This is a genomic window from Streptomyces bugieae (genome assembly GCF_036352915.1).
Taxonomy (GTDB): Bacteria; Actinomycetota; Actinomycetes; order Streptomycetales; family Streptomycetaceae; genus Streptomyces; species Streptomyces endophytica.
In genome coordinates this window covers 26,018-51,184 of the sequence record NZ_JAZBJP010000005.1, presented here as the reverse complement: position 1 = coordinate 51,184, position 25,167 = coordinate 26,018, and the positions used below count along the sequence as shown (strand labels likewise).

The following is a 25,167-nucleotide window of genomic DNA, read 5'->3' as shown; positions in this document are numbered from 1 at the left end:
CCGGCAGGAGGCGTCCGCGACCGGCGGGCGTCAGCCCGTGGGTTCCTTCCACCGGTACCGGGCCAGCTCGCCGTCGCCGCCGCAGTGCTCCAGCCCGGCCTTCTCCAGGACCCGGACGGACGCCGGGTTCGTCAGCTCGACGTTGGCGTACACCGTGTCCACCCCGGGCGCGGTGTGCGCGAACGCGGCGAGCGCGCGGACCGCTTCGGGCGCGTAGCCGCGTCCCCGGCGGGACGGCACCACGCCGTAGCCGAATTCCACCGAGCCGTCGGCCGGCGGCCAGAACAGCCCGATCGCGCCGACCACCAGGCCGCTGTCCCGCTCCAGGATCTGCCGCTGCCCGAACGCGCCGCGGGCGTCCGCGTTGCCGTCGATGAAACCGGCGATGACCCGGTCGCCCTCGTCGGGGAAGTCCGCCGCCCAGTGCGGCTGCCGGGTGCCGGCGAGCACCGCGGCGAGATCGGCCGCGGGCCAGGACCGCAGCACCAGCCGTTCGGTGACTATGGCGTTGCCGGCGCCGCCGTCCTGGTCGTCCGGGTTGTCGTTCGTCGTGTCGTTCGTCATAGAAGACGGACAGTGGCACCCGCACCGCCCGTTGGCCAGCGAATTACCCCGGCGAACGACACGTCAGTACGGGGCGGGGCCGAAACCGCCCGGCGGCTGCGGCGGGTTGCCCGGGGGCGGCAGCGGCGGGCCGCCGACCGGAGGTCCGGGCGGCACCGGTGGACCGGGCGGCACCGGCGGCTGCCAGCCGGGCACCGGCGGCTGCGGCGGGCCGGCCGGCGGGACGTAGCCGGGCACCCCGAACTGCGGCGCCGGGACCGGCGGATGCCAGCCGGGGGCCACCGGCTCACCGCGCGCCATCAGCGCCAGCAGCGCCGCCGAACCGAGCAGGTCGAGCAGCAGCTGCACATCGCTCAGCACGCTCAGGCCCGGCATCGACTCGTTCAGCGTGAACAGCGACCCGTTGGCGACCAGCCCGATCAGCGTCAGCACGGCGCCCGGCAGCGACACCACCGACAGCCCGATCGCCAGCCCGCGGGCCGCGCCGCCCCGCATCAGGCTGTTGAGCGCCGCCAGCGCGGTCAGGACCAGGAACACCAGCCCCGACCAGCCCGGCGCCAGGCTCAGCAGCGACGGCAGCGCGCCCCGGCCGAGGTAGAGCATCTCGAAGGACCCGGTGCCGTTCTGCACCAGCATGTAGACGTGCCAGATGACCAGGCACAGCGCCATCGCACCGAGCACCAGCCCGGCCACCACACCGGCCTGCCCGGCGGGCCGCAGCGGCGGCTCACTGGGCTTCGGGCGGGGCCACGCCCGCATTCCGGCGAGCAGCACCACCCCGGCGACGAAGGTCAGCAGGAACAGCAGACCGCTGCTGATGAACACCCCGTCGAAGGTCGAGGTGCCGGTCTCCGCGTGCTGGAACCACTTGTCGTCACTGGTGTGGTTGCCGACGCTGACGATCGCCTGCAGCGTCGTGGCGAAGGTCAGCGTCGTCGCCACCGCCAGCAGCCCGCCGGCCACCCGCTGCCCGGCGAACGCCGTGAACACCGCCGCCAACTGCACCAGCGCCAGCCCCAGATGGAACGGCCCGGTCACCTGATTCAGGCCGGCGGGACGCTGGAAGGTCCAGTACCCCCACATCCCGTCGATGCCGAACTCGCCCAGATCGACGGCCAGCCAGTACGCCGTGAAGAGGAAGAAGAGCAGGCAGAACGCCCCGCCCGTGATGCGGGCGCCCTTGGTGAGCGCCATGGATGACTGCATTCGTCCCCCGTTGTTCCCGGTGCCCCGCCAACCCGGCGCGCCGCTCGTCCCATCGATGTGCGAGGGAGCACGTTAGCAAGGGCCCCGAACGCACCGGACCCCCCGCCGGGAACGGGCCGGCAGGGGGTCGGGGCATGCGGTATTTGTCAGTGGTTGCTGGGGAATCCCAGGTTGATGCCGCCGTCCGACGGGTCGGGCCAGCGGGTCGTGACGACCTTGCCGCGGGTGTAGAAGTGCACGCCGTCGTTGCCGTAGATGTGGTGGTCGCCGAAGAGCGAGTCCTTCCAGCCACCGAACGAGTGGTAGCCCACCGGCACCGGGATCGGCACGTTCACGCCGACCATGCCGGCCTCCACCTCCAGCTGGAAGCGGCGGGCCGCGCCGCCGTCCCGCGTGAAGATCGCGGTGCCGTTGCCCCACGGCGAGTTGTTCATCAGCGCGATCGCCTCGTCGTACGTCTCCACCCGCACGACCGACAGCACCGGGCCGAAGATCTCGTCACGGTAGGCGTCCATCTCCGGCGTGACGTTGTCCAGCAGCGAGACGCCGATCCAGTGGCCGTCCTCGTAGCCCTCGACGGTGTAGCCCGTGCCGTCGATGACCACGTCCGCGCCCTGCGCCGCGGCACCCGAGACGTAGGAAGCGACCTTGTCGCGGTGGACCTTGGTGATCAGCGGGCCCATCTCGGACGCCGGGTCGTCGCCGGGGCCGATCCGCAGCTTGTCGGCCCGCTCCTTGATCTTGCCGATCAGCGGGTCGGCGGTGTCCCCCACCGCGACGACGACGGAGATCGCCATGCAGCGCTCACCGGCCGAGCCGTACGCGGCGTTGATCGCCGAGTCCGCGGCCAGGTCCAGGTCGGCGTCCGGCAGCACCAGCATGTGGTTCTTCGCGCCGCCCAGCGCCTGCACCCGCTTGCCGTTCGCCGTACCGGTGGTGTGGATGTACCGGGCGATCGGCGTGGAACCGACGAACGAGACCGCGGCGATGTCCGGGTGTTCCAGGATGGCGTCGACCGCCACCTTGTCGCCGTTGACGACGTTCAGCACACCGTCCGGCAGACCCGCCTCGGCCGCCAGCTCCGCCAGCTTGAACGCCGCGCTCGGCACCTTCTCGCTCGGCTTCAGCACGAACGTGTTCCCGCAGGCGATCGCGATCGGGAACATCCACATCGGGACCATCGCCGGGAAGTTGAACGGCGTGATGCCCGCCACCACACCCAGCGACTGGCGGATCGCCGCCACGTCCACCCGCGTGGACACCTGCGTGGACAGCTCGCCCTTCAGCTTTTCCGGAATGCCGCAGGCCAGCTCGATGATCTCCAGGCCGCGGGCGACCTCACCGAGCGCGTCCGAATGCACCTTGCCGTGCTCGGCCGTGATCAGCCGGGCCAGCTCCTCACGGTGTGCGTCGACCAGCTCCCGGTACTTGAACAGCACCGACGTGCGCTTCGCCAGGGAGCTGGTGCCCCACGTCGCGAACGCCTCCTTCGCGGCACGCACCGCCGCGTCCACCTCTCCGGCCGAGGCGAAGGCGACCTGCTTCTCCTGGGCGCCGGTGGCCGGGTTGTAGACCGGACCGAAGTTGCCGGAGACGCCCTCGACGGGCTTACCGCCGATCCAGTGGCTGATGGTCTTCATGCGAGGGGCCTTTCTGGGGTGACGACTTCGCTGTGACGACTTCGCTGTGACGATGGGGAACGTGGGTCAGAGGTGGCGGCGGCGCCCGGCGGCCTGCCGGTCGTACGCCGCACGCGCGGCGACCGCCGCCGGACGCGTCGCGGTCTCGGCAACAGGAACATCCCACCAGGCCTGCGCCTCCGGCGCGCCCGGCACAGTGTCGGCCGTTTCGGTCTCGACATAGACACATGTGGGCCGGTTCGCGCCACGCGCCTCGGCCAGCGCCGCCCGCAGCTCACCGACCGTCGCGGCCCGGATCACCCGCATCCCGAGCGAGGCGGCGTTCGCGGCCAGATCCACCGGCAGCGGCGCCCCCGTGTACGTACCGTCCCCGGCCCGGAAGCGGTACGCCGTCCCGAACCGCTCACCGCCGGTCGCCTCGGACAGCCCGCCGATCGACGCGTACCCGTGGTTCTGGATCAGCACGATCGTGAAGTTGATGCCCTCCTGCACCGCGGTGACGATCTCGGTGGGATTCATCAGATACGTACCGTCGCCGACCAGCGCCCACACCGGACGGTCCGGCGCGGCCAGCCGCACCCCGATCGCCGCCGGGATCTCGTAGCCCATGCAGGAGTACCCGTACTCCAGGTGGTACTGCCGGCGGGACCGGGCCCGCCACAGCTTGTGCAGATCACCGGGGAGCGACCCGGCCGCGTTGATCACGATGTCGGAGTCGTCCACCAGCGCGTCCAGCGCCCCCAGCACCTGCGTCTGGGACGGCCGCGCCGACGCGTCCGCGGCACCGTACGCCGCGTCCACCCGCCGCTCCCACTCCTCCTTCGCCGCCCCGTACGCCGCCTCGTACTCCTTCGCCACCCGGTGCCCGGCCAGCGCGCCCGTCAGCGCCGCGAGGCCCGCCCGGGCATCGGCGACCAGCGACAGCGCGCCCAGCTTGTGCGCGTCGAAGGCGGCGATGTTGAGGTTGACGAACCGCACCCCCGGGTCCGCGAACAGCGTCGCCGACGCGGTGGTGAAGTCCGTGTAGCGGGTGCCCACGCCGATCACCAGATCCGCCTCACGGGCCAGCGTGTCCGCCGTCGCCGTACCGGTGTGCCCGATCCCGCCCACGTCACACGGGTGGTCATGGCGCAGCGAGCCCTTCCCGGCCTGGGTCGACGCCACCGGGATCCCCGTCGCGTCGGCGAACTCCCGCAGCGCCTCCTCCGCCTCCGAGTGGTGCACCCCGCCACCGGCGATCACCAACGGCCGGCGGGCCCCGCGGACCGCCCACACCGCCTCCGCCAGCGCGGCGGCGTCCGGGGCCGGCCGGGGCACCCGCCACACCCGGTCGGCGAAGAACTCCTCCGGCCAGTCGTACGCCTCCGCCTGCACGTCCTGCGGCAGCGCCAGCGTGACCGCCCCGGTGTCCACCGGGTCGGCCAGCACCCGCATCGCCTGCATCGCCGCCGGGATCAGCGCCTCCGGCCGGGTCACCCGGTCGAAATACCGCGACACCGGACGCAGCGCGTCGTTGACCGACACATCACCGGCGTGCGGCACCTCCAGCTGCTGCAGCACCGGCTCCGCGGGCCGGGTGGCGAAGGTGTCACCCGGCAGCAGCAGCACCGGCAGACGGTTGACGGTGGCCAGCGCCGCGCCCGTGACCAGGTTCGTCGCGCCCGGGCCGATGGACGTGGTGACGGCGTGCGCGGACAGCCGGTCGCACTGCCGGGCGTAGCCGACCGCGGCATGCACCATCGCCTGCTCGTTGCGGCCCTGCAGATACGGCAGCGCCGTACCGGACTCCAGCAGCGCCTGGCCGATACCGGCGACGTTGCCGTGGCCGAAGATGCCCCAGCAGGCGCCGATCAGCCGCTGCCGCCGGCCGTCCCGCTCGGTGTACTGGTGGGCGAGGAACTCGACCAGGGCCTGCGCGACGGTCAGGCGGCGGGTCGTCGGGGCGGCGTTCATCAGACGTCTCCTACGGGCGCGTCGTAGAGCGGAAGGCGGGGGTCGACGGGCTGGTCGGGCCAGGTGTCACGGATCCAGCCGTGCTCGGGGTGGTCGCAGATCAGCCACTCCCGCTCCTCCCCCGGGCCGGCCATGACGTTGAGGTAGTACATGGCGTGGCCGGGCGTCGCGATCGACGGCCCGTGCCAGCCGTCCGGGATCAGCACCGCGTCGCCGCCCCGCACCTCGGCGAGCACGTCCGTGCCGCGGCCGTTCCCGGACGGACTGACGCGCTGGTAACCGACGCCCTCCGTGCCGCGCGCGGACGCGATCTCGAAGTAGTAGATCTCCTCCAGCTCGGACTCCACGCCCGGGCGGCACTCGTCGTGCTTGTGCGGCGGGTAGGAGGACCAGTTGCCGCCCGGGGTGAGCACCTCCACCGCGATCAGCCGGTCGCACGCGAACGTGCCGGCCGCGGCGAAGTTGTTCACCTGCCGCGAGCAGTTCCCGCGGCCGCGCAGCTCCACCGGCACGTCGGAGGCGGCGCCGTAACGGGCCGGCAGCGCCAGCTCACACCGGGCGCCGGTCAGCGCGAACCGGCCACCGGCCTCGCTGGCGATGCCCACGTGCGCGTCCCGCGGCACGTACGCGAAGTCCGTGACCCCGCTGAACACGTCGTCCCGGCCGAGCAGTTCGAACTCCTCGCCGCTGTCCACCACGACCGTGCACCCGCCGGACAACGGCAGCACGATCCACTCGCTGTCCCCGGTGTCGAACGCGTGGTGCCCCCCGGGCGCCAGCTCCAGGACCCGCAACGAGGAATACCCCCAGCCGGCCCGCTCCGGGTCGATGTCCACGGCGTACGGACCGCGGGCGGCTCCGCCGGCTTTGAGGTGGAGATCGGCCGGCGGGCGGGGCGCTGCCCCGGGAGGGGCCCCGGGCCCGGTGAGGAACCCTGCCTCGGGGTGGGGCCTGCCGTCGGGGCCGGTCCCGGCCTCGGGGTGGGGCCTGCCCTTCGGGGGGAATTCAGCAGTCATGTCTCAAGTCTCCTGCGGATATCGCGGCGTTTACAGCAGGCCGACGGCGGTGTCCACGGCGGCCGCGACATCGCCGTCGGCCGGATAGAGCAGCGACCGCCCGACGACCAGGCCCTGCACCGTCGGCAGCCGCAGCGCCTTGGCCCACTTCTCGTACGCGGCCTCCTGCTCCCGGACGGTCGAGCCGACGTCGCCGCCGAGCAGCACCGCCGGCAGCGTGGTGGTCTCACAGACCCGCGCCATCGCCTCCGGGTCGTCGGTGACCGGCAGCTTCAGCCAGGTGTACGCGGAGGTGCCGCCGAGGCCGGAGGCGATGGCGACGGAGCGGATGACCGCCTCCGGGCGGAGGTCGTTGCGGACCCGGCCGTCTATTCGGGACGACAGGAACGGCTCGACGAAGACGGGCAGTTCCCGCTCGGCCATCGCGTCGATGGCGCGGGCGGTGGCCTCCATCGTGGTCAGCGACCCGGGATCGTCGTAGTCGATGCGGAGCAGCAGCTTCCCGGCGTCGAACCGGAGCCGGGCCAGGTCCTGCGGCCGGTGCCCGGTGAACCGGTCGTCCATCTCGAACGACGCGCCGGCGATCCCGCCGCGGTTCATCGAGCCCATCACCACCTTGCCCTCCAGGGCACCGAGCAGCAGCAGGTCCTCCAGGATGTCGGCGGTGGCCAGCACCCCGTCCACCCCCGGCCGCGACAGCGCGAGCACCAGACGTTCGAGCAGGTCCAGGCGGTTGGCCATGGCGAGCCGCCGATCACCCACGGCGAGCGCACCGCGGGCCGGGTGGTCGGCGGCCACGATCATCAGCCGCCCGCTGTCGCCGATGAGCGGTCGACGGGTACGCCGGGCGGCGGCCTCCGCGACCGCTCCGGGCTGCCGCGCCCGCAACGTCGCGAGATCACTGATCCGAGGGGACAAGGGTCAACTCACCTTCTGGGGGCGGGGCGGGGAGGGACGGCGGGGCGGGGAGGCGCAGCGGTGGCAGGGAGAACGGCGGGGAGTCACCCCCGGTTCACCGGGCCGGCGAGGAACTCACCGGGCGGCGAGGAACTCCTCGACCTCCTCCCGCGTGGGCATCGCGGAGGAGCAGGCGAGCCGGGTGGCGACGATCGCCCCGGCCGCGTTCGCGTACCGCATCATCGGCTCCAGCTCCCAGCCGGAGAGCAGGCCGTGGCACAGCGCCCCGCCGAACGCGTCCCCGGCGCCGAGCCCGTTGACGACCTCGACGGGGGTGGGCGGCACCTCGGCGACCCGGCCGTCCCGGTGCACGGCCAGCACCCCCTTGGGCCCCTGTTTGACGACGGCCAGCTCGACGCCCATGTCCAGCAGCGCCTGCGCACACGCCTTGGGGTCGCGCAGCCCGGTGGCGACCTCGGCCTCGTCCACGTTTCCGACCGCTACGGTGGCGTGCCGCAGGGCGGCCTCGTAATACGGCCGGGCGGTGGCCCGCGCCGCGGCGCCGGTCGCCCCGCCGTCCCCGGAGGCGCCCCCCTCGCCGCCCCAGAACATCGGCCGCCAGTCGAGGTCGAAGACGGTCGGCCCGGACTTGGCGCGGGCCTCCAGCGCGGCCAGGGTGGCACTGCGGCTCGGCTCCTCGCACAGCCCCGTTCCGGTGACCCAGAAGATCCGCGCGGCCGCGATCGCCTCCCGGTCGAGCTCCTCCGGACGGATGTCGAGGTCGGGGGCCTTGGGACGCCGGTAGAAATACAGCGGGAAGTCGTCCGGCGGGAAGATCTCGCAGAAGGTCACCGGCGTCGGGTGGGCCGCGACCGGTGTCACCCACCGGTCGTCCACCCCGAACCCGCGCAGGGCCTGATGCAGGAAGTCCCCGAACGGGTCCCTGCCGGTCCGGCTGATGACCGCGCTCCGCCGCCCGAGCCGGGCGGCCGCCACCGCGACGTTCGCGGCCGAGCCCCCCAGGAACTTCCCGAAGGTCTCCACCTGCGCCAACGACACACCGGTCTGCAGCGGGTAGAGGTCCACCCCGATCCGGCCCATCGTGATCAGGTCGTACGACTCGGTCATACACGCCCCTTCGGCTCAGCGCGCCACATCCTGCTTCTCACGCAAAAGGATTCGCTTCGCTCAGCGGGTTTGCGCTCAGCGGGACCGGGGGTTCCGCCCTCCCGTCCGAGGAAAGGTCTAACGGTGACCCTCAGACCCTGTCAACAGTTTGTCCTTACATTCTGACGTCAAAGCGAAACCCCGGCCCGGCCACCCACCCCCACCCGGCACCCTCATCCGGCCCACAAGTCCTTACGTCCTTATGTCAGGACGAAGTCTTGACACTCCCCGGGGCGGCAGAGAGGCTGTGCCCCACAACCCCACCCCGCGCCTTCCCGGTCACCGCCGACCGGCGAGAGGAGAGCCGCAGCATGCCCGCACGCCATGCCGCCCCGCCCGTCCTGGACCGTCTCCGCGTCGGTTCGGCCCCCGACTCGTGGGGAGTCTGGTTCCCCGACGACGACCAGCAAGTGCCCTGGCAGCGCTTCCTCGACGAGGTCGCCCGGGCCGGCTACGAGTGGATCGAACTCGGCCCGTACGGCTACCTGCCCACCGATCCCGCCGTGCTCCACGACGAGGTCGCCCGCCGCGACCTCAAGGTCTCGGCCGGCACGATCTTCACTTCCCTGCACCACGGCCCGTCCGTATGGGACAAGACCTGGGCCCACGTCTCCGAGGTCGCCACCCTCACCCAAGCCATGGGCGCCCGGCACCTCGTCGTCATCCCGTCCTTCTGGCGGGACGACAAGACCGCCGAGGAGCTCGAACCCCGCGAGCTGACCGTCGAGCAGTGGAAGCACCTCACGACGGGCATGGAGCGCCTGGGCAAGCGGGTGCGTGACGAGTTCGGGCTCGACATCGTCGTCCACCCGCACGCCGACACCCACATCGACACCGAGGAGCACGTCGAGCGCTTCCTCCACGTCACCGACTCCGACCTGGTCAACCTGTGCCTGGACACCGGCCACTACGCCTACTGCGGCGGCGACAGCGTCAAGCTGATCCGCACCTACGGCGAACGGATCGGATACCTGCACCTCAAGCAGGTCGACCCGGACATCCTCAGCGACGTCGTCGCCAAGGGCACGCCGTTCGGCCCGGCCGTCCAGCAGGGCGTGATGTGCGAACCGCCGCTCGGCGTGCCCGCGCTGCCGCCCGTCCTGGAAGCCGCGCAGGAACTGAACGTCGACCTCTTCGCCATCGTCGAGCAGGACATGTACCCCTGCCCGCCCGACCGCCCGTTCCCCATCGCCGAACGCACCCGCCGCTTCCTGCGCTCCTGCGGCGCCTGAGCCAGGGTGTGAGGAGTGCAGGACGACATGGAGGACGGCATGGAGCACAGCAGCGGCACGGAGGACGGTATGAGTGAGCGCAGTGGCGCGGGTTCCCGCGGGACGCTCGGGGTGGCGGTCATCGGTACCGGGCGGATGGGGGCGGACCATGTGCGGCGGATCGATGAGGTGATCAGCGGGGCCCGGGTGGCGGCGGTGGTGGACATCGACGCGGCGCGGGTGAAGCGTCTGGCGGACGGCATCGAGGGGTGCACCCCGTACACCGATCCCGCGGCCGCCATGGACGACCCGGCCGTCGATGCGGTGCTGATCGCCTCGCCCGGTCCCGCGCACGAGGCGGCGCTGCTGGAGGCGTTCGCGCGCGATCTGCCCGTGCTGTGCGAGAAGCCGCTGACGCCGGACGCCGCGTCCGCGCTGCGCGTGCTGGAGGCCGAGCAGGCGCTGGGCCACCGCCGCGTGCAGGTGGGCTTCATGCGTCGTTACGACGCGGATTACCGGAGCCTCAAGTCCCTTCTCTCGCAAGGGACTTACGGTCGCCCGTTGATGTTGCACAACCGGCACCGGAACGCGGACACACCGCCGGGCTTCACCAACGCGATGATGATCAACGACTCGGTGGTGCACGAGATCGACGTGACGCGCTGGCTGCTGGACGACGAGATCACCGCCGTACGCGTGCTGCGCCCCGCCCCCACCGGGAACGCGCCCGAGGGGCTCAGCGACCCGCAGCTGGTCCTCTTCGAGACCGCCGGCGGCCAGGTCGTGGACACCGAGATCTTCGTCAACTGCGGTTTCGGCTACCAGGTCAGCTGCGAGGCGGTCTGCGAGGGCGGCACCGCCCGGATCGGTGACGACCGCGGCGTCTTCAGCAACACCGCCGGCCGGTGGGGCGGCGCCATTCCGCCCGGTTTCGTGGAGCGCTTCGAGGACGCGTACGACCGGCAGGTGCAGCTCTGGGTGAACGCGACCCGCCGCGGCGAGGTCGAGGGCCCCAGTTGCTGGGACGGCTATGCCGCGGCCGCGGTGTGCGAGGCCGGTGTGCGTGCCCAGGCCACCGGTGAGCGCGTCACGGTGGAGCTGGTCGAGCGCCCGGCGATGTATCGCTGAGCCGGCGGCCGTAGCCGTACCCGTACCCGCCGCGCCCGCCCCCGCGTGCCCGTACCCGCCGCGCCCGCCCCCGCGTACCCGTACCCGCCGTACCCGTACCCGCACCGAAAGGCCCCCGTTCTCATGGATGTCGCGCCCGCGTATGTCGCGCGTGCCGTTGCCGTTGCCGTTCCGCTCTCGCTCATAGCACCCGCTGAGGGGGCGGATGCGGTCCCCGTCGCCGGTGCCGTGGCACGGCCGGGCCCCACGGCGCGGCGGGGCTGACGATGGGCGCCGTGACCAGCCAGGTGGCGCCCGCCGGTCAGCGTCCTGCCGCACCGGACCGGAACGCCAAACGCTTCATCGTCGGCATCGCTGCCATCGCCGCCCTCGGTGGCGCCCTGTTCGGCTACGACACCGGGGTGATCTCCGGCGCGCTGCCCTTCATGGAGAGCCACTTCGGCCTGACGTCGCTGGGTGAGGGCGTCATCACCAGTGCCCTGCTGATCGGCGCCGCGTTCGGTTCGCTGATCGGCGGGCGGATGTCCGATGCGCTGGGCCGGCGCGATGCGCTGCTGTGGGCCGGTGCCGTGTTCATCGGGGGTGCGGTGGCCGTCGCGCTCTCCCCCACCGTGCCGTTCATGACGGTGGCGCGGTTCGTGCTCGGGCTGGCCGTCGGCAGCGCCTCCGTGATCACCCCGCTGTATCTGTCCGAGATCGCGCCCCCGCACATCCGGGGCCGGCTGGTCTCGTTCAACTCCCTCATGATCGTCAGCGGGCAGTTGCTCGCGTATCTCCTCAACGCGGTCCTGGCGCAGTGGGCGGCCTGGCGCTGGATGCTGGGGCTCGCCGCGCTGCCCGCGGTGGCGCTGTTCGCCGGGCTGTTCTTCCTGCCCGACACCCCGCGCTGGTACATCAGCAGGGGGCGGCGGGAGGACGCGGCACGGGTGCTCGGCCGTACGCTGCCGGCCGCCGACGTACCCGCCGAGCTGGCCCGGATCGACCACGCCCGCAGCCTGGAGGCGGACGCCCGGCGCGGCGCCTGGCGGGAGCTGCGCACGCCGTGGGTGCGGCGGCTGCTGCTGGTCGGCATCGGGCTGGCGGCGGTGCAGCAGATCACCGGCGTCAACGCGGTGGTGTACTTCGCGCCCAAGATCCTCGCGTCGACCGGTCTGGGCACCGGCGCCGCCATCACCGCCACGATCGCCGTCGGGGCGGTCTCCGTAGTGGCCACGGCGATCGGGATGTCGCTGATCGACCGGGTCGGCCGGCGTCCCCTGCTGCTCTGCGGGCTGGCGGGGATGACGGTGGCGCTCGCGCTGCTGGGGGCGGCCTTCCACCTCCCGCACTCGCCGGCCGTCAGCGTGCTGGTGCTGGGCCTGATGGTGCTGTACATGGCGTTCATGCAGGCCACGCTGAACACCGGGGTGTGGTTGCTGCTCGCCGAGATGTTCCCGCTCAGGGTGCGCGGACTGGCCATGGGCGCCGCGGTGTTCGTGATGTGGATGGTCAACTTCGCGGTGGCGCTGGTCTTCCCGGTGCTGCTGGACGCGGTCGGCGCGAGCAGCACGTTCTGGTTCTTCGCGGCGATGTGCGTGCTGTCCTGGGTCTTCTGCCGGCGTTACGCACCGGAGACGAAGGGGCTGGCCCTGGAGGACCTGGAGCACGAGCTGCGCAGGGCGGCGGGCGAGCAGGCATAAGTCTCCGTGGGGGGCACGGGTCCCGTGAGGGCCACGGTCCCCGTGGGGACCGGTATCTCCCTCCCGTCACAGGCGTACGGCGTGCGTCACGGCTGTCACAGTTCGCCGGGCCTTCGGTCACAACCGCTCGACAGCCCCTCGCCGGTGGTCACCGAGTGTCGTTGTCCGGGCACAGGCTCAGTGATCACCAGGCCGTGCGCGGCTCCGTCCGGCTCACCCCGGGCCGGCCCCGCGTGCGGCGCTCAGGAGGTGGCAGAGATGACCGACCGCAGGCTCTGGTCGTACAAGGAGATCGCGGCACACATCCAGGTGCAGCCGGACACCGTGCGCTCGTACCGCAAGCACGGGCTGCTGCCCGAACCGGACCTGGTGGAGGGCGGGAAACCGTACTGGTTCGCGGACACGGTCAGAACGTGGGTGGCGCAGCGGCCGGGCCGGGGCGGCCGGTAGTGACGCCACCCGAAGCGGTACGGGTGTGACGCCCGGCCGCGTGGCTACGATCGAGGTATGGCCCAGACACCCCAGGCCGCCTCCGTGCCGGACCGGGCCGCCGCCGCGCCCGCGCGGGTCGCGGTGATCGGGGCCGGTGCGATCGGCGGGTACGTCGCCGCCCTCGCCCGGTGGGCGGGTCTGGACGTCACGCTGTGCGTCCGCAGTCCGTTGCGGGACCTCGCCGTCGAGAGCGGCGGCGAGGTCCGCGCCGCCGCGGTGCGGATCGTCACCGATCCGGCGCGGGTGACACCGGTCGACTGGGTGCTGCTGACCACCAAGGCGCAGGACACCGCGAGTGCCGAGGGCTGGCTGCGGCGGCTGTGCGGCCCCGAGACCGTCGTCGCGGTGCTGCAGAACGGCATCGACCAGGAGGAGCGGGTGGTGCCGCTCGTTCCTCGTGGGACCGCGGTCCTGCCGACCGTGGTCTACATCTCCGCCGAGCGCATCGCGCCCGGCCGGGTCCGCCACCACGTCGCCAGTGAACTGCACGTTCCCGAGGGCCCGTTGGCGGACCGGTTCGCCGCGCTGCTGGCCGGTACGGGGCTGCGGGTGCATCCGGTGCCGGACTTCACCACGGCCGTCTGGCGCAAGCTGTTCACGAACCTCGCGGCGAACCCCCTCACGGCGCTGCTCCAGCAGCGGATCGGCGTCTTCGCGGATCCGGAGATGGCGGCGCTCAGCCGCGATCTGCTGCGGGAGGCGGCGGCGGTGGCCCGCGCGGAGGGGGCGGACATCGGTGAGGCGGACATCGCGCGGACGCTGGAGCTGTACGCGCACGCGCCTCCGGACGGTGGTTCGTCGATGCTGTACGACCGGCTCGCGGGCCGTCCGCTGGAGCACGAGTACCTCACCGGCGCGGTGGTGCGGGCGGCCGAACGGCACGGCATCGAGACGCCGTTGAACCGGATGCTGCTGGTGCTGCTGCGGGCGGTGGACCGCGACCTGCGGGCGGGGCGGCAGGAGTAGCCGGACGCCGGCGGGCGTGTCGCGCCGTGGGAATCCGGGTGCCTACGCGGCTCCGGGCGGCGGCGCCGTGGACCCTCTGATCTCCAGTTCCGGGGCGACGAGTTGGTGACCGGCCGGGGCGCCCTTGCCCGCCATGCGGTCGAGGAGGCAGCGGGCGGCCCGCCGGCCGACGTCGTGGCTGGCGTTGTTGACCGAGGTCAGCCAGAGGTGGCGGATACGGGCGAGGTAGGTGTTGTCGTAGCCGACGAGGGAGAGGTCGACGGGCACGGTCAGCCCGAGTTCCTGGGCCGCGGAGAGCGCACCGACGCAGGAGATGTCGTTGAACGCGAAGACGGCGGTGGGGCGTTCGGTGCGGCGCGCGGGGTTGAGGAGCCGTACGGCGGCGCGGTAGCCGCCCTCCTCCGTGCCGTCGGCGCTCTCCACCACGGCGGCGGTGTGCAGGCCGTGGGCGCGTACGGCGGCCTCGAATCCGCGGCGGCGCAGGGTCCCGACCACGCCGCGGCCGGCGATGTGGGCGATCCGCCGGTGGCCGAGGGAGATCAGGTGCTCGGTGGCGAGCCGGGCGCCGCGTTCGTCGTCGTTGGCGACGATGTCGACGTGCGGGAGCCGGGGTTCGTGGTTGCCCGCGATGACGGTGGGCAGCCGCTCGGCGACCTCGGCGAGGCCGTCGGTGTCCGGGAGGGTGCCGACGACGACGAGGCCGTCGACCCGCAGTTCCTGGAAGGTGCGGGCGACGTCCTGGCCGGTGCGCCGGTCGAGCCGGCCGTCGGCCATCAGCATGCGCAGGCCGTGGGCGTGCAGGACCGAGTTCAGGCCGTCCAGGAGGTCGACGAACCAGGGGTTGCGCAGGTCGTTCAGGAGCACGCCGACGGTGTGGGTGCGGCGGGCGACGAGGCTGCGGGCGGCGGCGTTGGGCCGGTAGCCGAGCTCGTCGATGGCGTCCTGGACGGCCCGCCGCTTGGCGTCGCTGACCCGCGGTGAGCCCTGCAGGACGAGCGAGACCAGGGATTTGGAGACGCCGGCGCGTTCGGCGACGCCGCGGATCGTCGGGGGCCGGCCGGCGGCCGCCCGCGGGTCGTCACCGCGCTCGTTGGACCGTTCCATGGACCGGGATCCTGCCATCGCCGCAGGTGGCCGTCAACGTCCGGACGGTCGGCCCCCCTTCGACCTCCCCGACGAGGGCCATCCGGCCTGCGCGGAGGGTTGACATGCGGACATCAGGACATGCAGGGTGCGCGGAACGACCACCGTTGGACCGTTCCAACACGTGTCCGACCACGGCCGTCACCGCCACCTCCTGGAAGGACCGAGAAGTGAAGATCGGCCTCATCGGCACCGGGCGCATCGGCGCGTTCCACGCCAAGACCCTTCAGCAGGTTCCCGGCGTCACCGACCTGGTGGTCGCCGATGCCGACCCGGCGCGGGCCGCGTCGCTGGCGAAGACGCTGGGCGTGCGCGCGGCCGCGGACATCCCGGAGCTGTACGCGGACGGCCTGGACGGGGTGGTGATCACCGCCGCGACCAGTGCGCACGCCGCCCTGATCCATCAGGCGCTGGACGCCGGCGTGCCGGTCTTCTGCGAGAAGCCGGTCGCCCTGGACGTGGCGGGCACCATCGGCGTCGTGGAGCGGGCCCGGGCGGGCTCGGTGCCGGTCCAGATCGGCTTCCAGCGGCGCTTCGACGCGGGCTACCGGGCCGCCCGTGAGGCGCTGCGCTCGGGCGAGCTGGGCTGGCTGCACACGCTGCGCGCCTGCACCAGCGACCAGAGCCCGCCGCCGGCCGGGTACATCCCCACCTCGGGCGGGCTGTTCCGGGACTGTTCCATCCACGACTTCGACGTGCTGCGCTGGCTCACCGGCCGCGAGGTGGTCTCGGTCTACGCGCAGGGCGCCAACCGCGGTGCGTCCTTCTTCGCCGACGGCGACGACGTCGACACCTGTGCGGCGCTGCTGCGGTTCGACGACGACACCCTGGCGACGGTCACCGCGACCCGCTACAACGGCGCGGGGCACGACGTCCGCCTGGAGGTGTGCGGCTCGCGGGGCGCCCGGATCGTGGGGCTCGACGACCGCGCGCCGCTGCCGTCCGCGGAGCCGCGGCTGTCGTGGCGGCGGGCGGCCGCCCCGTACGCGACGTTCATGGAGCGCTTCCACGATGCGTACGTGACCGAGCTGGGGGTCTTCGCCGAGGTGGCCGCGGGCCGGGCGGCGAACCCGTGCCCGCCCGCGGACGCGCTGGAGGCGCTGTACGTGGCCGAGGCGTGCGAGCGGTCCCGGCGGTCCGGTGCGCCGGTGGCGCTCGCCGAGGTCCGCGCTACGGCCGGTCCGGCAGCCCCGAGCGGTCGGGCGGACGCGGGCACGGCGGGCCGGGAGCGGTAGCCGCGCGGCGGGCCGCCCGGCGGCGGGAGGCCCACTGGAGGACGCTGGCGACGGCGGCGACCGCGCAGGAGACGCCCAGGCCGAGGGCGGCGGCGTACAGCGGGCGACCGGCGGTGGCGCTGCCGAGGTAGCCGAGGCCGACCGAGTACGCCGCCCAGGACGCCTCGGCGATGCCGGCGCCGAGGAGGTACTTGTGCAGCGGGTAGCGCAGGACGCCGGAGGCCAGCGCGCCGGCGACCCGGCCGCTGGGGAGGAACCGTACGGCGATCACGAACGGGACGCCGTAGCGCTCGATGCGCAGGGAGGTCCAGTCCAGGAGTGCGCGGCGGCGCGGGTTGCGGCGCATCCAGTCCCGTACGGGCGCGCCGAAGCGGCGGGCGGCGAGGAACATCAGCAGGTCCCCGGTCAGGGCGCTGCCCGCCACGGTGAGCAGGACGAGGGGGAGGAAGAGCGTGCCCCGGGAGGCGAGGACGCCGGCGGAGACGAGCAGGGCGGAGTTGGGGACGAACGGCGGCAGGGTGGTGAGCGCCAGCAGGGCGTAGAAGGCGAGTACGGCCATGCGCCGCCTCCTCGGATCGGCTCCGAGTCCGTATCCCAAGGCTGACGCGCGACGGGGTACCCGGCAACGCGGCGGGCGTGCCCCCGCCGGAAACCGGCGTGCCCTCACTTGGATATATACCCCCTAGGGGTATAGGGTGACCAAGGTCGGTCGAAGCTCGGACAGAAGCTCGGCATCTGCATCACGAGGAGAACCCATGACTGAGAACAGCTCCTGCTGCACCCCGGAAGGCTCCTGCCACTCCGGCGCCACCGACGTCCAGGCCGGCGCGGTCACCACGACGTACCAGGTCACCGGCATGACCTGTGGCCACTGCGAGGGGGCGGTGTCGTCGGAGATCTCGGAGATCCCGGGCGTGAGCGCGGTGCAGGCGGTCGCGGCCACCGGGCTCGTGACGGTCACCTCGAAGGCACCTCTGGACGAGGAGGCGGTGCGGGCGGCCGTCGACGAGGCGGGTTACGAGCTGGTGGGCCGGGCGGCCTGATTCCGGTTCGCCGGCCCGCGGGTGCGGGCGCGGGTCGCCACCCTCGGGGGTTGTGGCCCGCGCCGGCGCGCGCAACCATTCAAACCTTCACATAATCCCTACAGTCGACACAATGTCCACACTCCGGGACACACCACCCATACCCCAGGGCCCCGATCTCCAGATCGAGGGCCTTGACCGCATTCGCCCCCATATGGCAAGAGACCCAGATCACACTCATCTGAACGTAACCATTGAGGGGGGTCGTGAGTCTAACCGGGCAGTGCAGGCACCCCGGCGGGGCTTGCACTGCACCAGCCGTGTCGGTCTTGGGGGACCGTGCCACGGCTACGCGTGGCCGGGGCGACGTGCCCGGGGAGCTTTGAGCGGCCCTCCCGATGTGCGCGTCCCGGCGGAGCGCGGTGCAACCCGGAACGCCCGGACGGATCCCGTGGGGGGAATCCAACCGGGACAAGGGAAGCGCCCCGCACTCTGGACCCGTGGGGGGATCCGGAGGCGGGGCGCTTCCTGCTTTTTTGTGGCTCACTTCCCGGCGTGCTGCCCGAGAGAGTGAGCCCAGGGTGTCAGCGCTGCTCGACCGGGACGAAGTCGCGCTCGACGATGCCGGTGTAGATCTGGCGCGGGCGGCCGATGCGGGAGCCCGGCTCCTTGATCATCTCGTGCCACTGGGCGATCCAGCCGGGGAGCCGGCCGAGCGCGAAGAGCACCGTGAACATCTCGGTCGGGAAGCCCATGGCCCGGTAGATCAGACCGGTGTAGAAGTCGACGTTGGGGTAGAGCTTGCGCGAGACGAAGTAGTCGTCGGAGAGCGCGTGCTCCTCCAGCTTGAGGGCGATGTCCAGCAGCTCGTCGGACTTGCCGAGCGCGGAGAGGACGTCGTGCGCCGCCGCCTTGATGATCTTCGCCCGGGGGTCGAAGTTCTTGTAGACGCGGTGCCCGAAGCCCATGAGCTTCACGCCGTCTTCCTTGTTCTTCACCTTGCGGATGAAGGCGTCGACGTCGCCGCCGTCGCGCTGGATGCGCTCCAGCATCTCCAGCACGGACTGGTTGGCGCCGCCGTGCAGGGGGCCCCACAGGGCGTTGATGCCGGCGGAGATCGAGGCGAAGAGGTTCGCCTGCGAGGAGCCGACCAGGCGGACCGTGGAGGTCGAGCAGTTCTGCTCGTGGTCGGCGTGCAGGATCAGCAGCTTGTCCAGGGCGCTGACGACGACCGGGTCCAGCTCGAACTCGGCGGCGGGCACCGAGAAGGTCATCCGCAGGAAGTTCTCGACGTAGCCGAGGTCGTTGCTCGGGTAGACGACCGGGTGGCCGACCGACTTCTTGTAGGCGTAGGCCGCGATCGTCGGGAGCTTGGCCAGCAGCCGGATCGTGGAGATGTGGCGCTGCTGCTCGTCGAACGGGTTGTGGCTGTCCTGGTAGAAGGTCGACAGCGCGCTGACCACCGAGGACAGCATGGCCATCGGGTGGGCGTCCCGGGGGAAGCCGTCGTAGAAGCGCTTGACGTCCTCGTGGAGCAGGGTGTGGTAGGTGATGTCCTGCTTGAAGGCCGACAGCTGGTCGACGGTGGGCAGCTCACCGTTGATGAGGAGGTACGCGGTCTCGACGAACGTGCTGCGCTCCGCGAGCTGCTCGATCGGATACCCGCGGTAACGAAGAATTCCCTGCTCACCATCGAGATAGGTGATCGCGGATTTGTATGCCGCGGTGTTGCCGTAACCGGAATCCAGGGTCACCAGACCGGTCTCGGCGCGCAGCTTCGAGATATCGAAGCCCTTGTCGCCGACAGTGCTGTCGACGACCGGGTAGCTGTATTCGCCGTCCCCGTAACGCAGTACTACAGAGTTGTCGCTCACGTCATCCCTCACCGACGTTGTGCCTCTTCTTCGAGGTGCCCTGACTGCCTATACCTTCCCCCATTTGGACCTTGGATGTGCACTCGGGGTCGGCCATAGGGCCTCATTACGGCACTCAGTGCCGCGCCAGTGTCCCATCCTGCTCCCGTTCGCCCCGATTGGGAAAGAGGAGTGACATCACATCGCCCCGGCGAGCCGGTGAGCCAGCGCCGTACCCCGCCGACCGGCGGAAACCGTGCGTACGGCCTGCCCGAGGGCCTTCCGGGAGCCGACCAGCACCACCAAACGCTTTGCCCGGGTGACGGCGGTATACAGCAAATTGCGCTGCAGCATCATCCAGGCGCTGGTGGTGACCGGAATCACCACCGCTGGATACTCACTACCCTGCGAGCGATGGATCGTCACGGCATAGGCGTGCGCGAGTTCGTCGAGTTCGTCGAAGTCGTACGGGACCTCCTCGTCCTCGTCCGTGCGGACCGTCAGCCGCTGCTCGACCTCGTCCAGGGCGGTGACCACGCCCACCGTGCCGTTGAAGACGCCGTTGCTGCCCTTTTCGTAGTTGTTCCTGACCTGGGTGACCTTGTCGCCCACCCGGAAGACCCGGCCGCCGAAGCGCCGCTCGGGCAGGTCGGGGCGGGCGGGGGTGATGGCCTGCTGGAGCAGACCGTTCAGCGCGCCCGCTCCGGCCGGGCCGCGGTGCATCGGGGTCAGCACCTGGACGTCCCGGCGCGGGTCGAGACCGAACTTCGCCGGGATGCGGCGGGCCGCGACGTCCACGGCGAGCCGCCCGGCCTCCTCATTGTCCTCCTCCGCGAAGAGGAAGAAGTCGGTCAGGCCGGTGGTCAGCGGCGGGACGCCGGAATTGATGCGGTGGGCGTTGGTGACCACACCGGACTGCTGGGCCTGCCGGAAGATCCGGGTCAGCCGGACGGCCGGCACGGGGCCGGAGGGGACCAGCAGGTCCCGCAGCACCTCGCCGGCCCCGACGGACGGCAGCTGGTCGACATCGCCCACCAGCAGCAGATGGGCGCCCGGCGGGACCGCCTTGACGAGCTTGTTGGCCAGCAGCAGGTCCAGCATGGACGCCTCGTCGACGACCACCAGATCGGCGTCCAGCGGCCGGTCCGCGTCGTAGGCGGCGTCCCCGCCGGGCTTGAGCTCCAGGAGGCGGTGGACCGTGGAGGCCTCGGCTCCGGTCAGCTCCGACAGCCGCTTCGCGGCCCGGCCCGTGGGCGCGGCCAGCACGACCGTGGCCTTCTTGGCACGGGCCAGCTCGACGACGGAGCGGACCGTGAAGGACTTGCCGCAGCCCGGGCCGCCGGTGAGCACCGCGACCTTCTGCGTCAGCGCCAGCCGCACCGCCTCCTGCTGCTCGGGCGCCAGCTCGGCGCCCGTACGGCGGGCCAGCCAGGCCAGCGCCTTGTCCCAGTCGACGTCCCGGAACGCCGGCATCCGGTCGTCGTCGGTGCGCAGCAGCCGGGTCAGCCGCCCGGCGAGCGAGATCTCCGCGCGGTGGAACGGCACCAGATAGACGGCGGTGACCTCCGCGCCGTCCTCCCCGGCGGGCACCTTCTCGCGCACCACGCCCTCCGGCTCCGCGGCCAGCTCGCCCAGGCAGTCGATCACCAGGCCGGTGTCCACCTGGAGCAACTTGACCGCGTCGGCGATCAGTTGCTCCTCGGGCAGGAAGCAGTGCCCCTGGTCCGTGGACTGCGACAGGGCGTACTGCAGGCCCGCCTTGACCCGGTCCGGGCTGTCGTGCGGGATCCCGACGGCCTGGGCGATGCGGTCGGCGGTCAGGAAGCCGATGCCCCAGACGTCGGCGGCGAGCTTGTAGGGCTGGTTGCGGACGACGGAGATCGAGGCGTCGCCGTACTTCTTGTAGATCCGCACGGCGATGGACGTGGAGACCCCGACGCCCTGGAGGAAGACCATGACCTCCTTGATGGCCTTCTGCTCCTCCCAGGCCGCGCCGATCATCTTCGTGCGCTTGGGGCCCAGGCCCGGCACCTCGACGAGGCGCCCGGGGTCGGTCTCGATGACGTCGAGGGTGTCGGTGCCGAAGTGCTCGACGATGCGGTCGGCGATGCGCGGGCCGATGCCCTTGATCAGACCGGAGCCCAGATAGCGGCGGATGCCCTGGACGGTGGCGGGCAGGACCGTGGTGTAGTTGTCGCACAGGAACTGCTTGCCGTACTGGGGGTGCGAACCCCAACGGCCCTCCATGCGCAGCGACTCCCCCGGCTGCGCCCCCAGCAGCGCGCCCACGACGGTCAGCAGATCGCCCGAGCCCCGGCCGGTGTCGACCCGCGCGACGGTGTAGCCGTTCTCCTCGTTGGCGTACGTGATCCGCTCCAGGACCCCTTCCACCACGGCTGCGTTGACCATGCCCCGACGGTACCGCCGGGGTCCGACAACGCGGCCGGGACCTCGCCCTCGGCGCGCGGTCCGGACGTCGCGGCCCGGTGGTGCGGCGTCGGCGGGACCACCATCGAGGGGCCCGTCCCCCCAAGGTCGGGCCCCTCGATTCCCCCTCCCACACCGGCCCCGGATCCCCCCGGATCCCTCCCCCTCCTGGGCCAGCGACAGCTATGACTTCTCCGGACCGCGAACGGTTGCGCGCATCCGCAGAGTTATTTCCCCGTCACCCCTTGTACGAATTCCGTTCACCTGGCGCCGCCGGTCCGGACTCCGGCCGGGCGGCGACGTGGCGGCGGAAACGGTCCACGATCTCGGCCAGTGCCTCGGTGCCGTCGCGGGCCCACAGCGCCGGGTTGAAGATCTCCACCTCGATCGGCCCCCGGTAGCCGGCCGCCTCGACGCGCTCCCGGAACCAGCGCAGATCCACCACGCCGTCCCCCAACTGCCCGCGGCCCAGCAGGACACCCTCCGGGAGCGGGGTGACCCAGTCGGCCAGCTGGAAGGCGGCGATCCGGGCGGCCGCCCCGGCGCGGTCGATCTGCGCCCCGGCCGTGTCGTCCCACCACAGGTGGTAGGTGTCCACGACCACCCCGACCCGGTCCGCGGGGAACCGTTCGGCGAGGTCCAGCGCCTGGGCGAGCGTGGAGACCACGCACCGGTCCGCCGCGTACATCGGGTGCAGCGGTTCGATCGCCAGCCGTACGCCCCGTTCCACGGCGTACGGCGCCAACTCCCCCAGGGCGTCCGCGATCCGCTCCCGGGCGCCGGGCAGGTCCCGGCTGCCGGCCGGCAGCCCGCCCGAGACCAGCACCAGGGTGTCCGTCCCCAGGGCGGCGGCCTCGTCGACCGCCGCCCGGTTGTCGTCCAGGGCCGCCGCCCGTTCACCGGGGTCGAGCGCGGTGAGGAACCCGCCCCGGCACAGGCTGCTGACCCGCAACCCGGCCGCGCGGACGAGCCGGGCGGCCGCGGTCACGCCGTACGCCTGCACGGGCGCGCGCCACAGCCCGACGGCGGGGACGCCGGCCCGTACGCAGCCGTCGGCGAGTTCGGGCAGCGACCACTGCCGGAGGGTCTCCTGATTGAGGCTCAGGCGGGAGAGACCGGTGGACCCGGTGAGGTCGGTGAGATCAGTGGAGCCGGAGAGATCGGTGAGGTCGTCGGTCATGCGGGGGCTCCGCTCCGCTTCGCCGTGCCCGGGGCCGGGGCCGTGCCCGGGGCCGGGAAGGCGTCCTCGGCGCCGTAGACGGACAGCAGCCGGCGCATCCGGTGGGCGGCGAGGTCCGGGTCCGGGAACAGGCCGAGCGCCGCGGCGAGTTCGTGGGCGCGGCGCAGATGGGGCAGCGAGCGGGCCGACTGCAGGCCGCCGACCATGGTGAAGTGCGACTGGTGGCCTGCCAGCCAGGCCAGCAGGACGACACCGGTCTTGTAGTAGCGGGTGGGTTCCCGGAAGAGGTGGCGGGCCAACGCGACGGTGGGGTCCAGGAGTTCGCGGAAGGCGGCCGGGTCGCCGGTGTCGAGGAGGCGGACGGCCTGCGCCGCCAACGGGGCCAGCGGGTCGAAGACGCCGAGCAGGGCGTCGCTGAAGCCCTGGTCGTCGCCCGCGATCAGCTCGGGGTAGTGGAAGTCGTCGCCGGTGTAGCAGCGCACGCCCCGCGGCAGGCGGCGGCGCAGCGCGATCTCCCGCCGGGCGTCCAGCAGGGAGATCTTGACGCCGTCGACCTTGCCGGGGTGAGCGGCGATGAGCTCCAGGAAGGTGTCGGTGGCCGCGTCCAGGTCGGCCGATCCCCAGTAGCCCGCCAGCGCCGGGTCGAACATCGGGCCCAGCCAGTGCAGGACGACGGGTGCGGCGGCCTGGCGGAGGAGGTGGCCGTAGACGTCGAGGTAGTCCTCGGGGCCGCGGGCCGCGGCGGCGAGCGCCCGGGAGGCCATCAGGACGGCCTGTGCGCCGGCCCCCTCGACGACGGCGAGCTGCTCCTCGTAGGCGGCCCGGATCCCGGCGAGCGATCCGCCGGCGAGCTGGTCGGTGCCGGCGCCGCAGACCAGCCGGCCGCCGGCCGCGCGGGCCTCGGCGCCGGAGCGGCGGATGAGTTCGGCGGCGACGGCCCAGTCCAGTCCCATGCCGCGCTGTGCGGTGTCCATCGCCTCGGCCACGCCCAGGCCGTGCGACCAGAGGTGGTGGCGGAAGGCGAGGGTGGCGTCCCAGTCGAGGGCGGCCGGCCCGTCCGGGGTGGTGTCGGCGTACGGATCGGCGACGACGTGGGCGGCGGCGAAGACGGTGCGGGACCGCAACGGGGGACGGGCCTGGGGCACCGGGGCGGCCGCGGGCCCGGAGGTGGCGCTGCCGGGCGCCGGGGCGGTCACCGGCCCAGCTCCGGGACGTCCAGGCGGCGGCCCTCCGCCGACGACCGGGCGCCCAGTTCGGCCAGTTGGACGCCGCGGGCGCCGGCCGCCAGGTCCCAGCGCCAGGGCTCGTCGCGGACGACGTGCCGCAGGAAGAGCTCCCACTGCGCCTTGAAGCCGTTGTCGAAGTCGGCGTTGTCGGGGACCTCCTGCCACTGCGCGCGGAAGGGTTCGGCCGCCGGGAGGTCGGGGTTCCAGACGGGTTTGGGGGTGACGGAGCGGTGCTGCACCCGGCAGCCGCGCAGCCCGGCGACGGCCGAGCCCTCGGTGCCGTCCACCTGGAACTCCACGAGTTCGTCGCGGTGCACCCGGACCGCCCAGGAGGAGTTGATCTGCGCGACGACGCCGTCGGCCAGCTGGAACACGGCGTAGGCGGCGTCGTCGGCGGTGGCGTCGTACGGCGTGCCGGACTCGTCCCAGCGGCGCGGGAGGTGGGTGGTCAGCTGCGCCTGGACGGTCCGGACCGGGCCGAACAGCTCGTGCAGGACGTACTCCCAGTGCGGGAACATGTCGGCCGCGATGCCGCCGCCGTCCTCGGCCCGGTAGTTCCAGGAGGGGCGCTGGGCCTGCTGCCAGTCGCCCTCGAAGACCCAGTAGCCGAACTCGCCGCGTACGGACAGGATCCGTCCGAAGAAGCCGCCCTCGACGAGGCGGCGGAGTTTGCGCAGGCCGGGGAGGAAGAGCTTGTCCTGGACGACGCCGTTCTTGACGCCGGCCTCCTGGGCGAGCCGGGCGAGTTCGAGGGCGCCGGCGAGGCTGCTCGCGGTGGGCTTCTCGACGTAGAGGTGCTTGCCGGCAGCAATCGCTTTCTTCACGGCCTCCTCGCGGGCGGCGGTGACCTGGGCGTCGAAGTAGATCTCGATGGTGTCGTCGGCCAGCACGGCGTCGAGGTCAACGGACGTTTCCGTGAGGCCGTGGCGCTCGGCCAGGGCCCGCAGTCCGTGCGGGGAGCGGCCGACCAGCACCGGCTCCGGCCAGATGACCGTGCCGTCGTCCAGGGGAAGTCCGCCCTGGTCGCGCAGGGCGAGGAGGGAGCGGACCAGGTGCTGGCGGTAGCCCATGCGCCCGGTCACGCCGTTCATGGCGATGCGTACGGTCCTGCGTGTCACGGCCCGGCCTCTCTCCCCCTCGGACGGGGGGATTCCTCGGTGGC

At 72.4% G+C, this 25,167-nt stretch carries 21 protein-coding genes; 7 read left to right on the top strand and 14 right to left on the bottom strand.

All coding sequences use genetic code 11. The features are described 5' to 3' along the window. Window positions 1–30: 30 nt before the first annotated feature. The 7 genes from V2J85_RS13310 to iolC all read right to left on the bottom strand — a co-directional run bounded on the left by V2J85_RS13310 (window position 31) and on the right by iolC (window position 8,404). Complete coding sequence (locus V2J85_RS13310; protein ID WP_261951355.1) at window positions 31–564, bottom strand: GNAT family N-acetyltransferase; 534 nt, start codon at window positions 562–564, stop codon at window positions 31–33. 63 nt (window positions 565–627) lie between these two features. Beyond that, window positions 628–1,758, bottom strand: coding sequence for a hypothetical protein (locus V2J85_RS13305; RefSeq protein WP_261951354.1), 1,131 nt, complete (start codon window positions 1,756–1,758; stop codon window positions 628–630). A 158-nt stretch (window positions 1,759–1,916) separates the two neighbouring features. Further along, on the bottom strand, window positions 1,917–3,410 hold the full coding sequence (locus tag V2J85_RS13300; protein WP_261951353.1) for a CoA-acylating methylmalonate-semialdehyde dehydrogenase: 1,494 nt from the start codon (window positions 3,408–3,410) through the stop codon (window positions 1,917–1,919). A gap of 66 nt (window positions 3,411–3,476) precedes the next feature. Beyond that, window positions 3,477–5,363: a 3D-(3,5/4)-trihydroxycyclohexane-1,2-dione acylhydrolase (decyclizing) gene (iolD, locus tag V2J85_RS13295; RefSeq protein ID WP_330821689.1), complete on the bottom strand. Its 1,887-nt coding sequence runs from the start codon at window positions 5,361–5,363 to the stop codon at window positions 3,477–3,479. After that, on the bottom strand, window positions 5,363–6,379 hold the full coding sequence (gene iolB, locus V2J85_RS13290; RefSeq protein ID WP_330821688.1) for a 5-deoxy-glucuronate isomerase: 1,017 nt from the start codon (window positions 6,377–6,379) through the stop codon (window positions 5,363–5,365). The genes iolD and iolB overlap by 1 nt, the downstream gene beginning before the upstream one ends. A gap of 30 nt (window positions 6,380–6,409) precedes the next feature. Further along, window positions 6,410–7,297 carry a Cgl0159 family (beta/alpha)8-fold protein gene (locus V2J85_RS13285; RefSeq protein WP_261951350.1) on the bottom strand — a complete coding sequence of 296 codons (888 nt, stop codon included), beginning with the start codon at window positions 7,295–7,297 and terminating at the stop codon, window positions 6,410–6,412. Window positions 7,298–7,411: 114 nt separating this feature from the next. Next, window positions 7,412–8,404 carry a 5-dehydro-2-deoxygluconokinase gene (gene iolC / locus V2J85_RS13280; RefSeq protein WP_330821687.1) on the bottom strand — a complete coding sequence of 331 codons (993 nt, stop codon included), beginning with the start codon at window positions 8,402–8,404 and terminating at the stop codon, window positions 7,412–7,414. Window positions 8,405–8,754: 350 nt separating this feature from the next. On the opposite strand from iolC, the gene V2J85_RS13275 reads away from it, so the two are divergent. The 5 genes from V2J85_RS13275 to V2J85_RS13255 all read left to right on the top strand — a co-directional run bounded on the left by V2J85_RS13275 (window position 8,755) and on the right by V2J85_RS13255 (window position 13,919). After that, on the top strand, window positions 8,755–9,675 hold the full coding sequence (locus V2J85_RS13275) for a sugar phosphate isomerase/epimerase family protein (protein WP_261951348.1): 921 nt from the start codon (window positions 8,755–8,757) through the stop codon (window positions 9,673–9,675). A 69-nt stretch (window positions 9,676–9,744) separates the two neighbouring features. Then, complete coding sequence (locus V2J85_RS13270; protein ID WP_261957117.1) at window positions 9,745–10,782, top strand: Gfo/Idh/MocA family protein; 1,038 nt, start codon at window positions 9,745–9,747, stop codon at window positions 10,780–10,782. A 266-nt stretch (window positions 10,783–11,048) separates the two neighbouring features. Next, on the top strand, window positions 11,049–12,461 hold the full coding sequence (locus V2J85_RS13265) for a sugar porter family MFS transporter (RefSeq protein WP_261951347.1): 1,413 nt from the start codon (window positions 11,049–11,051) through the stop codon (window positions 12,459–12,461). A gap of 258 nt (window positions 12,462–12,719) precedes the next feature. Then, complete coding sequence (locus V2J85_RS13260) at window positions 12,720–12,911, top strand: helix-turn-helix transcriptional regulator (RefSeq protein ID WP_030415392.1); 192 nt, start codon at window positions 12,720–12,722, stop codon at window positions 12,909–12,911. A gap of 57 nt (window positions 12,912–12,968) precedes the next feature. Continuing rightward, window positions 12,969–13,919 carry a 2-dehydropantoate 2-reductase gene (locus tag V2J85_RS13255; RefSeq protein ID WP_261951346.1) on the top strand — a complete coding sequence of 317 codons (951 nt, stop codon included), beginning with the start codon at window positions 12,969–12,971 and terminating at the stop codon, window positions 13,917–13,919. Between the two features lie 42 nt (window positions 13,920–13,961). On the opposite strand, the gene V2J85_RS13250 is transcribed toward V2J85_RS13255, so the two are convergent. After that, window positions 13,962–15,023 (bottom strand): LacI family DNA-binding transcriptional regulator, encoded by a 1,062-nt coding sequence (locus tag V2J85_RS13250; RefSeq protein WP_330821686.1) that lies wholly within the window; start codon window positions 15,021–15,023, stop codon window positions 13,962–13,964. Window positions 15,024–15,232: 209 nt separating this feature from the next. Here V2J85_RS13250 and V2J85_RS13245 point away from each other — a divergent pair, with 209 nt between their 5' ends. Beyond that, a complete protein-coding gene (locus V2J85_RS13245; RefSeq protein WP_330821685.1) occupies window positions 15,233–16,297 on the top strand; it encodes a Gfo/Idh/MocA family protein in 1,065 nt (354 codons plus the stop codon). Here V2J85_RS13245 and V2J85_RS13240 read toward each other — a convergent pair. After that, window positions 16,233–16,856 (bottom strand): DedA family protein, encoded by a 624-nt coding sequence (locus tag V2J85_RS13240; RefSeq protein ID WP_261951343.1) that lies wholly within the window; start codon window positions 16,854–16,856, stop codon window positions 16,233–16,235. The genes V2J85_RS13245 and V2J85_RS13240 overlap by 65 nt on opposite strands. 196 nt (window positions 16,857–17,052) lie before the next feature. On the opposite strand from V2J85_RS13240, the gene V2J85_RS13235 reads away from it, so the two are divergent. After that, window positions 17,053–17,340, top strand: coding sequence for a heavy-metal-associated domain-containing protein (locus V2J85_RS13235; protein WP_261951342.1), 288 nt, complete (start codon window positions 17,053–17,055; stop codon window positions 17,338–17,340). A gap of 563 nt (window positions 17,341–17,903) precedes the next feature. Here the strand turns inward: V2J85_RS13235 and V2J85_RS13230 are convergent. From V2J85_RS13230 to V2J85_RS13210, 5 genes are all read right to left on the bottom strand, one after another. Continuing rightward, window positions 17,904–19,193 (bottom strand): citrate synthase, encoded by a 1,290-nt coding sequence (locus V2J85_RS13230; protein ID WP_261951341.1) that lies wholly within the window; start codon window positions 19,191–19,193, stop codon window positions 17,904–17,906. Window positions 19,194–19,370: 177 nt separating this feature from the next. Further along, complete coding sequence (recD2, locus tag V2J85_RS13225) at window positions 19,371–21,581, bottom strand: SF1B family DNA helicase RecD2 (protein WP_261951340.1); 2,211 nt, start codon at window positions 21,579–21,581, stop codon at window positions 19,371–19,373. A 256-nt stretch (window positions 21,582–21,837) separates the two neighbouring features. After that, window positions 21,838–22,779, bottom strand: a complete 942-nt coding sequence (locus V2J85_RS13220; protein WP_330821684.1) for a sugar phosphate isomerase/epimerase family protein — start codon at window positions 22,777–22,779, stop codon at window positions 21,838–21,840. Beyond that, a complete protein-coding gene (locus tag V2J85_RS13215; RefSeq protein ID WP_261957116.1) occupies window positions 22,776–23,924 on the bottom strand; it encodes a dihydrodipicolinate synthase family protein in 1,149 nt (382 codons plus the stop codon). Before V2J85_RS13215 ends, V2J85_RS13220 begins: the two co-directional genes overlap by 4 nt. 47 nt (window positions 23,925–23,971) lie before the next feature. Continuing rightward, window positions 23,972–25,123, bottom strand: a complete 1,152-nt coding sequence (locus V2J85_RS13210; RefSeq protein ID WP_261951338.1) for a Gfo/Idh/MocA family protein — start codon at window positions 25,121–25,123, stop codon at window positions 23,972–23,974. Window positions 25,124–25,167: the final 44 nt, after the last annotated feature.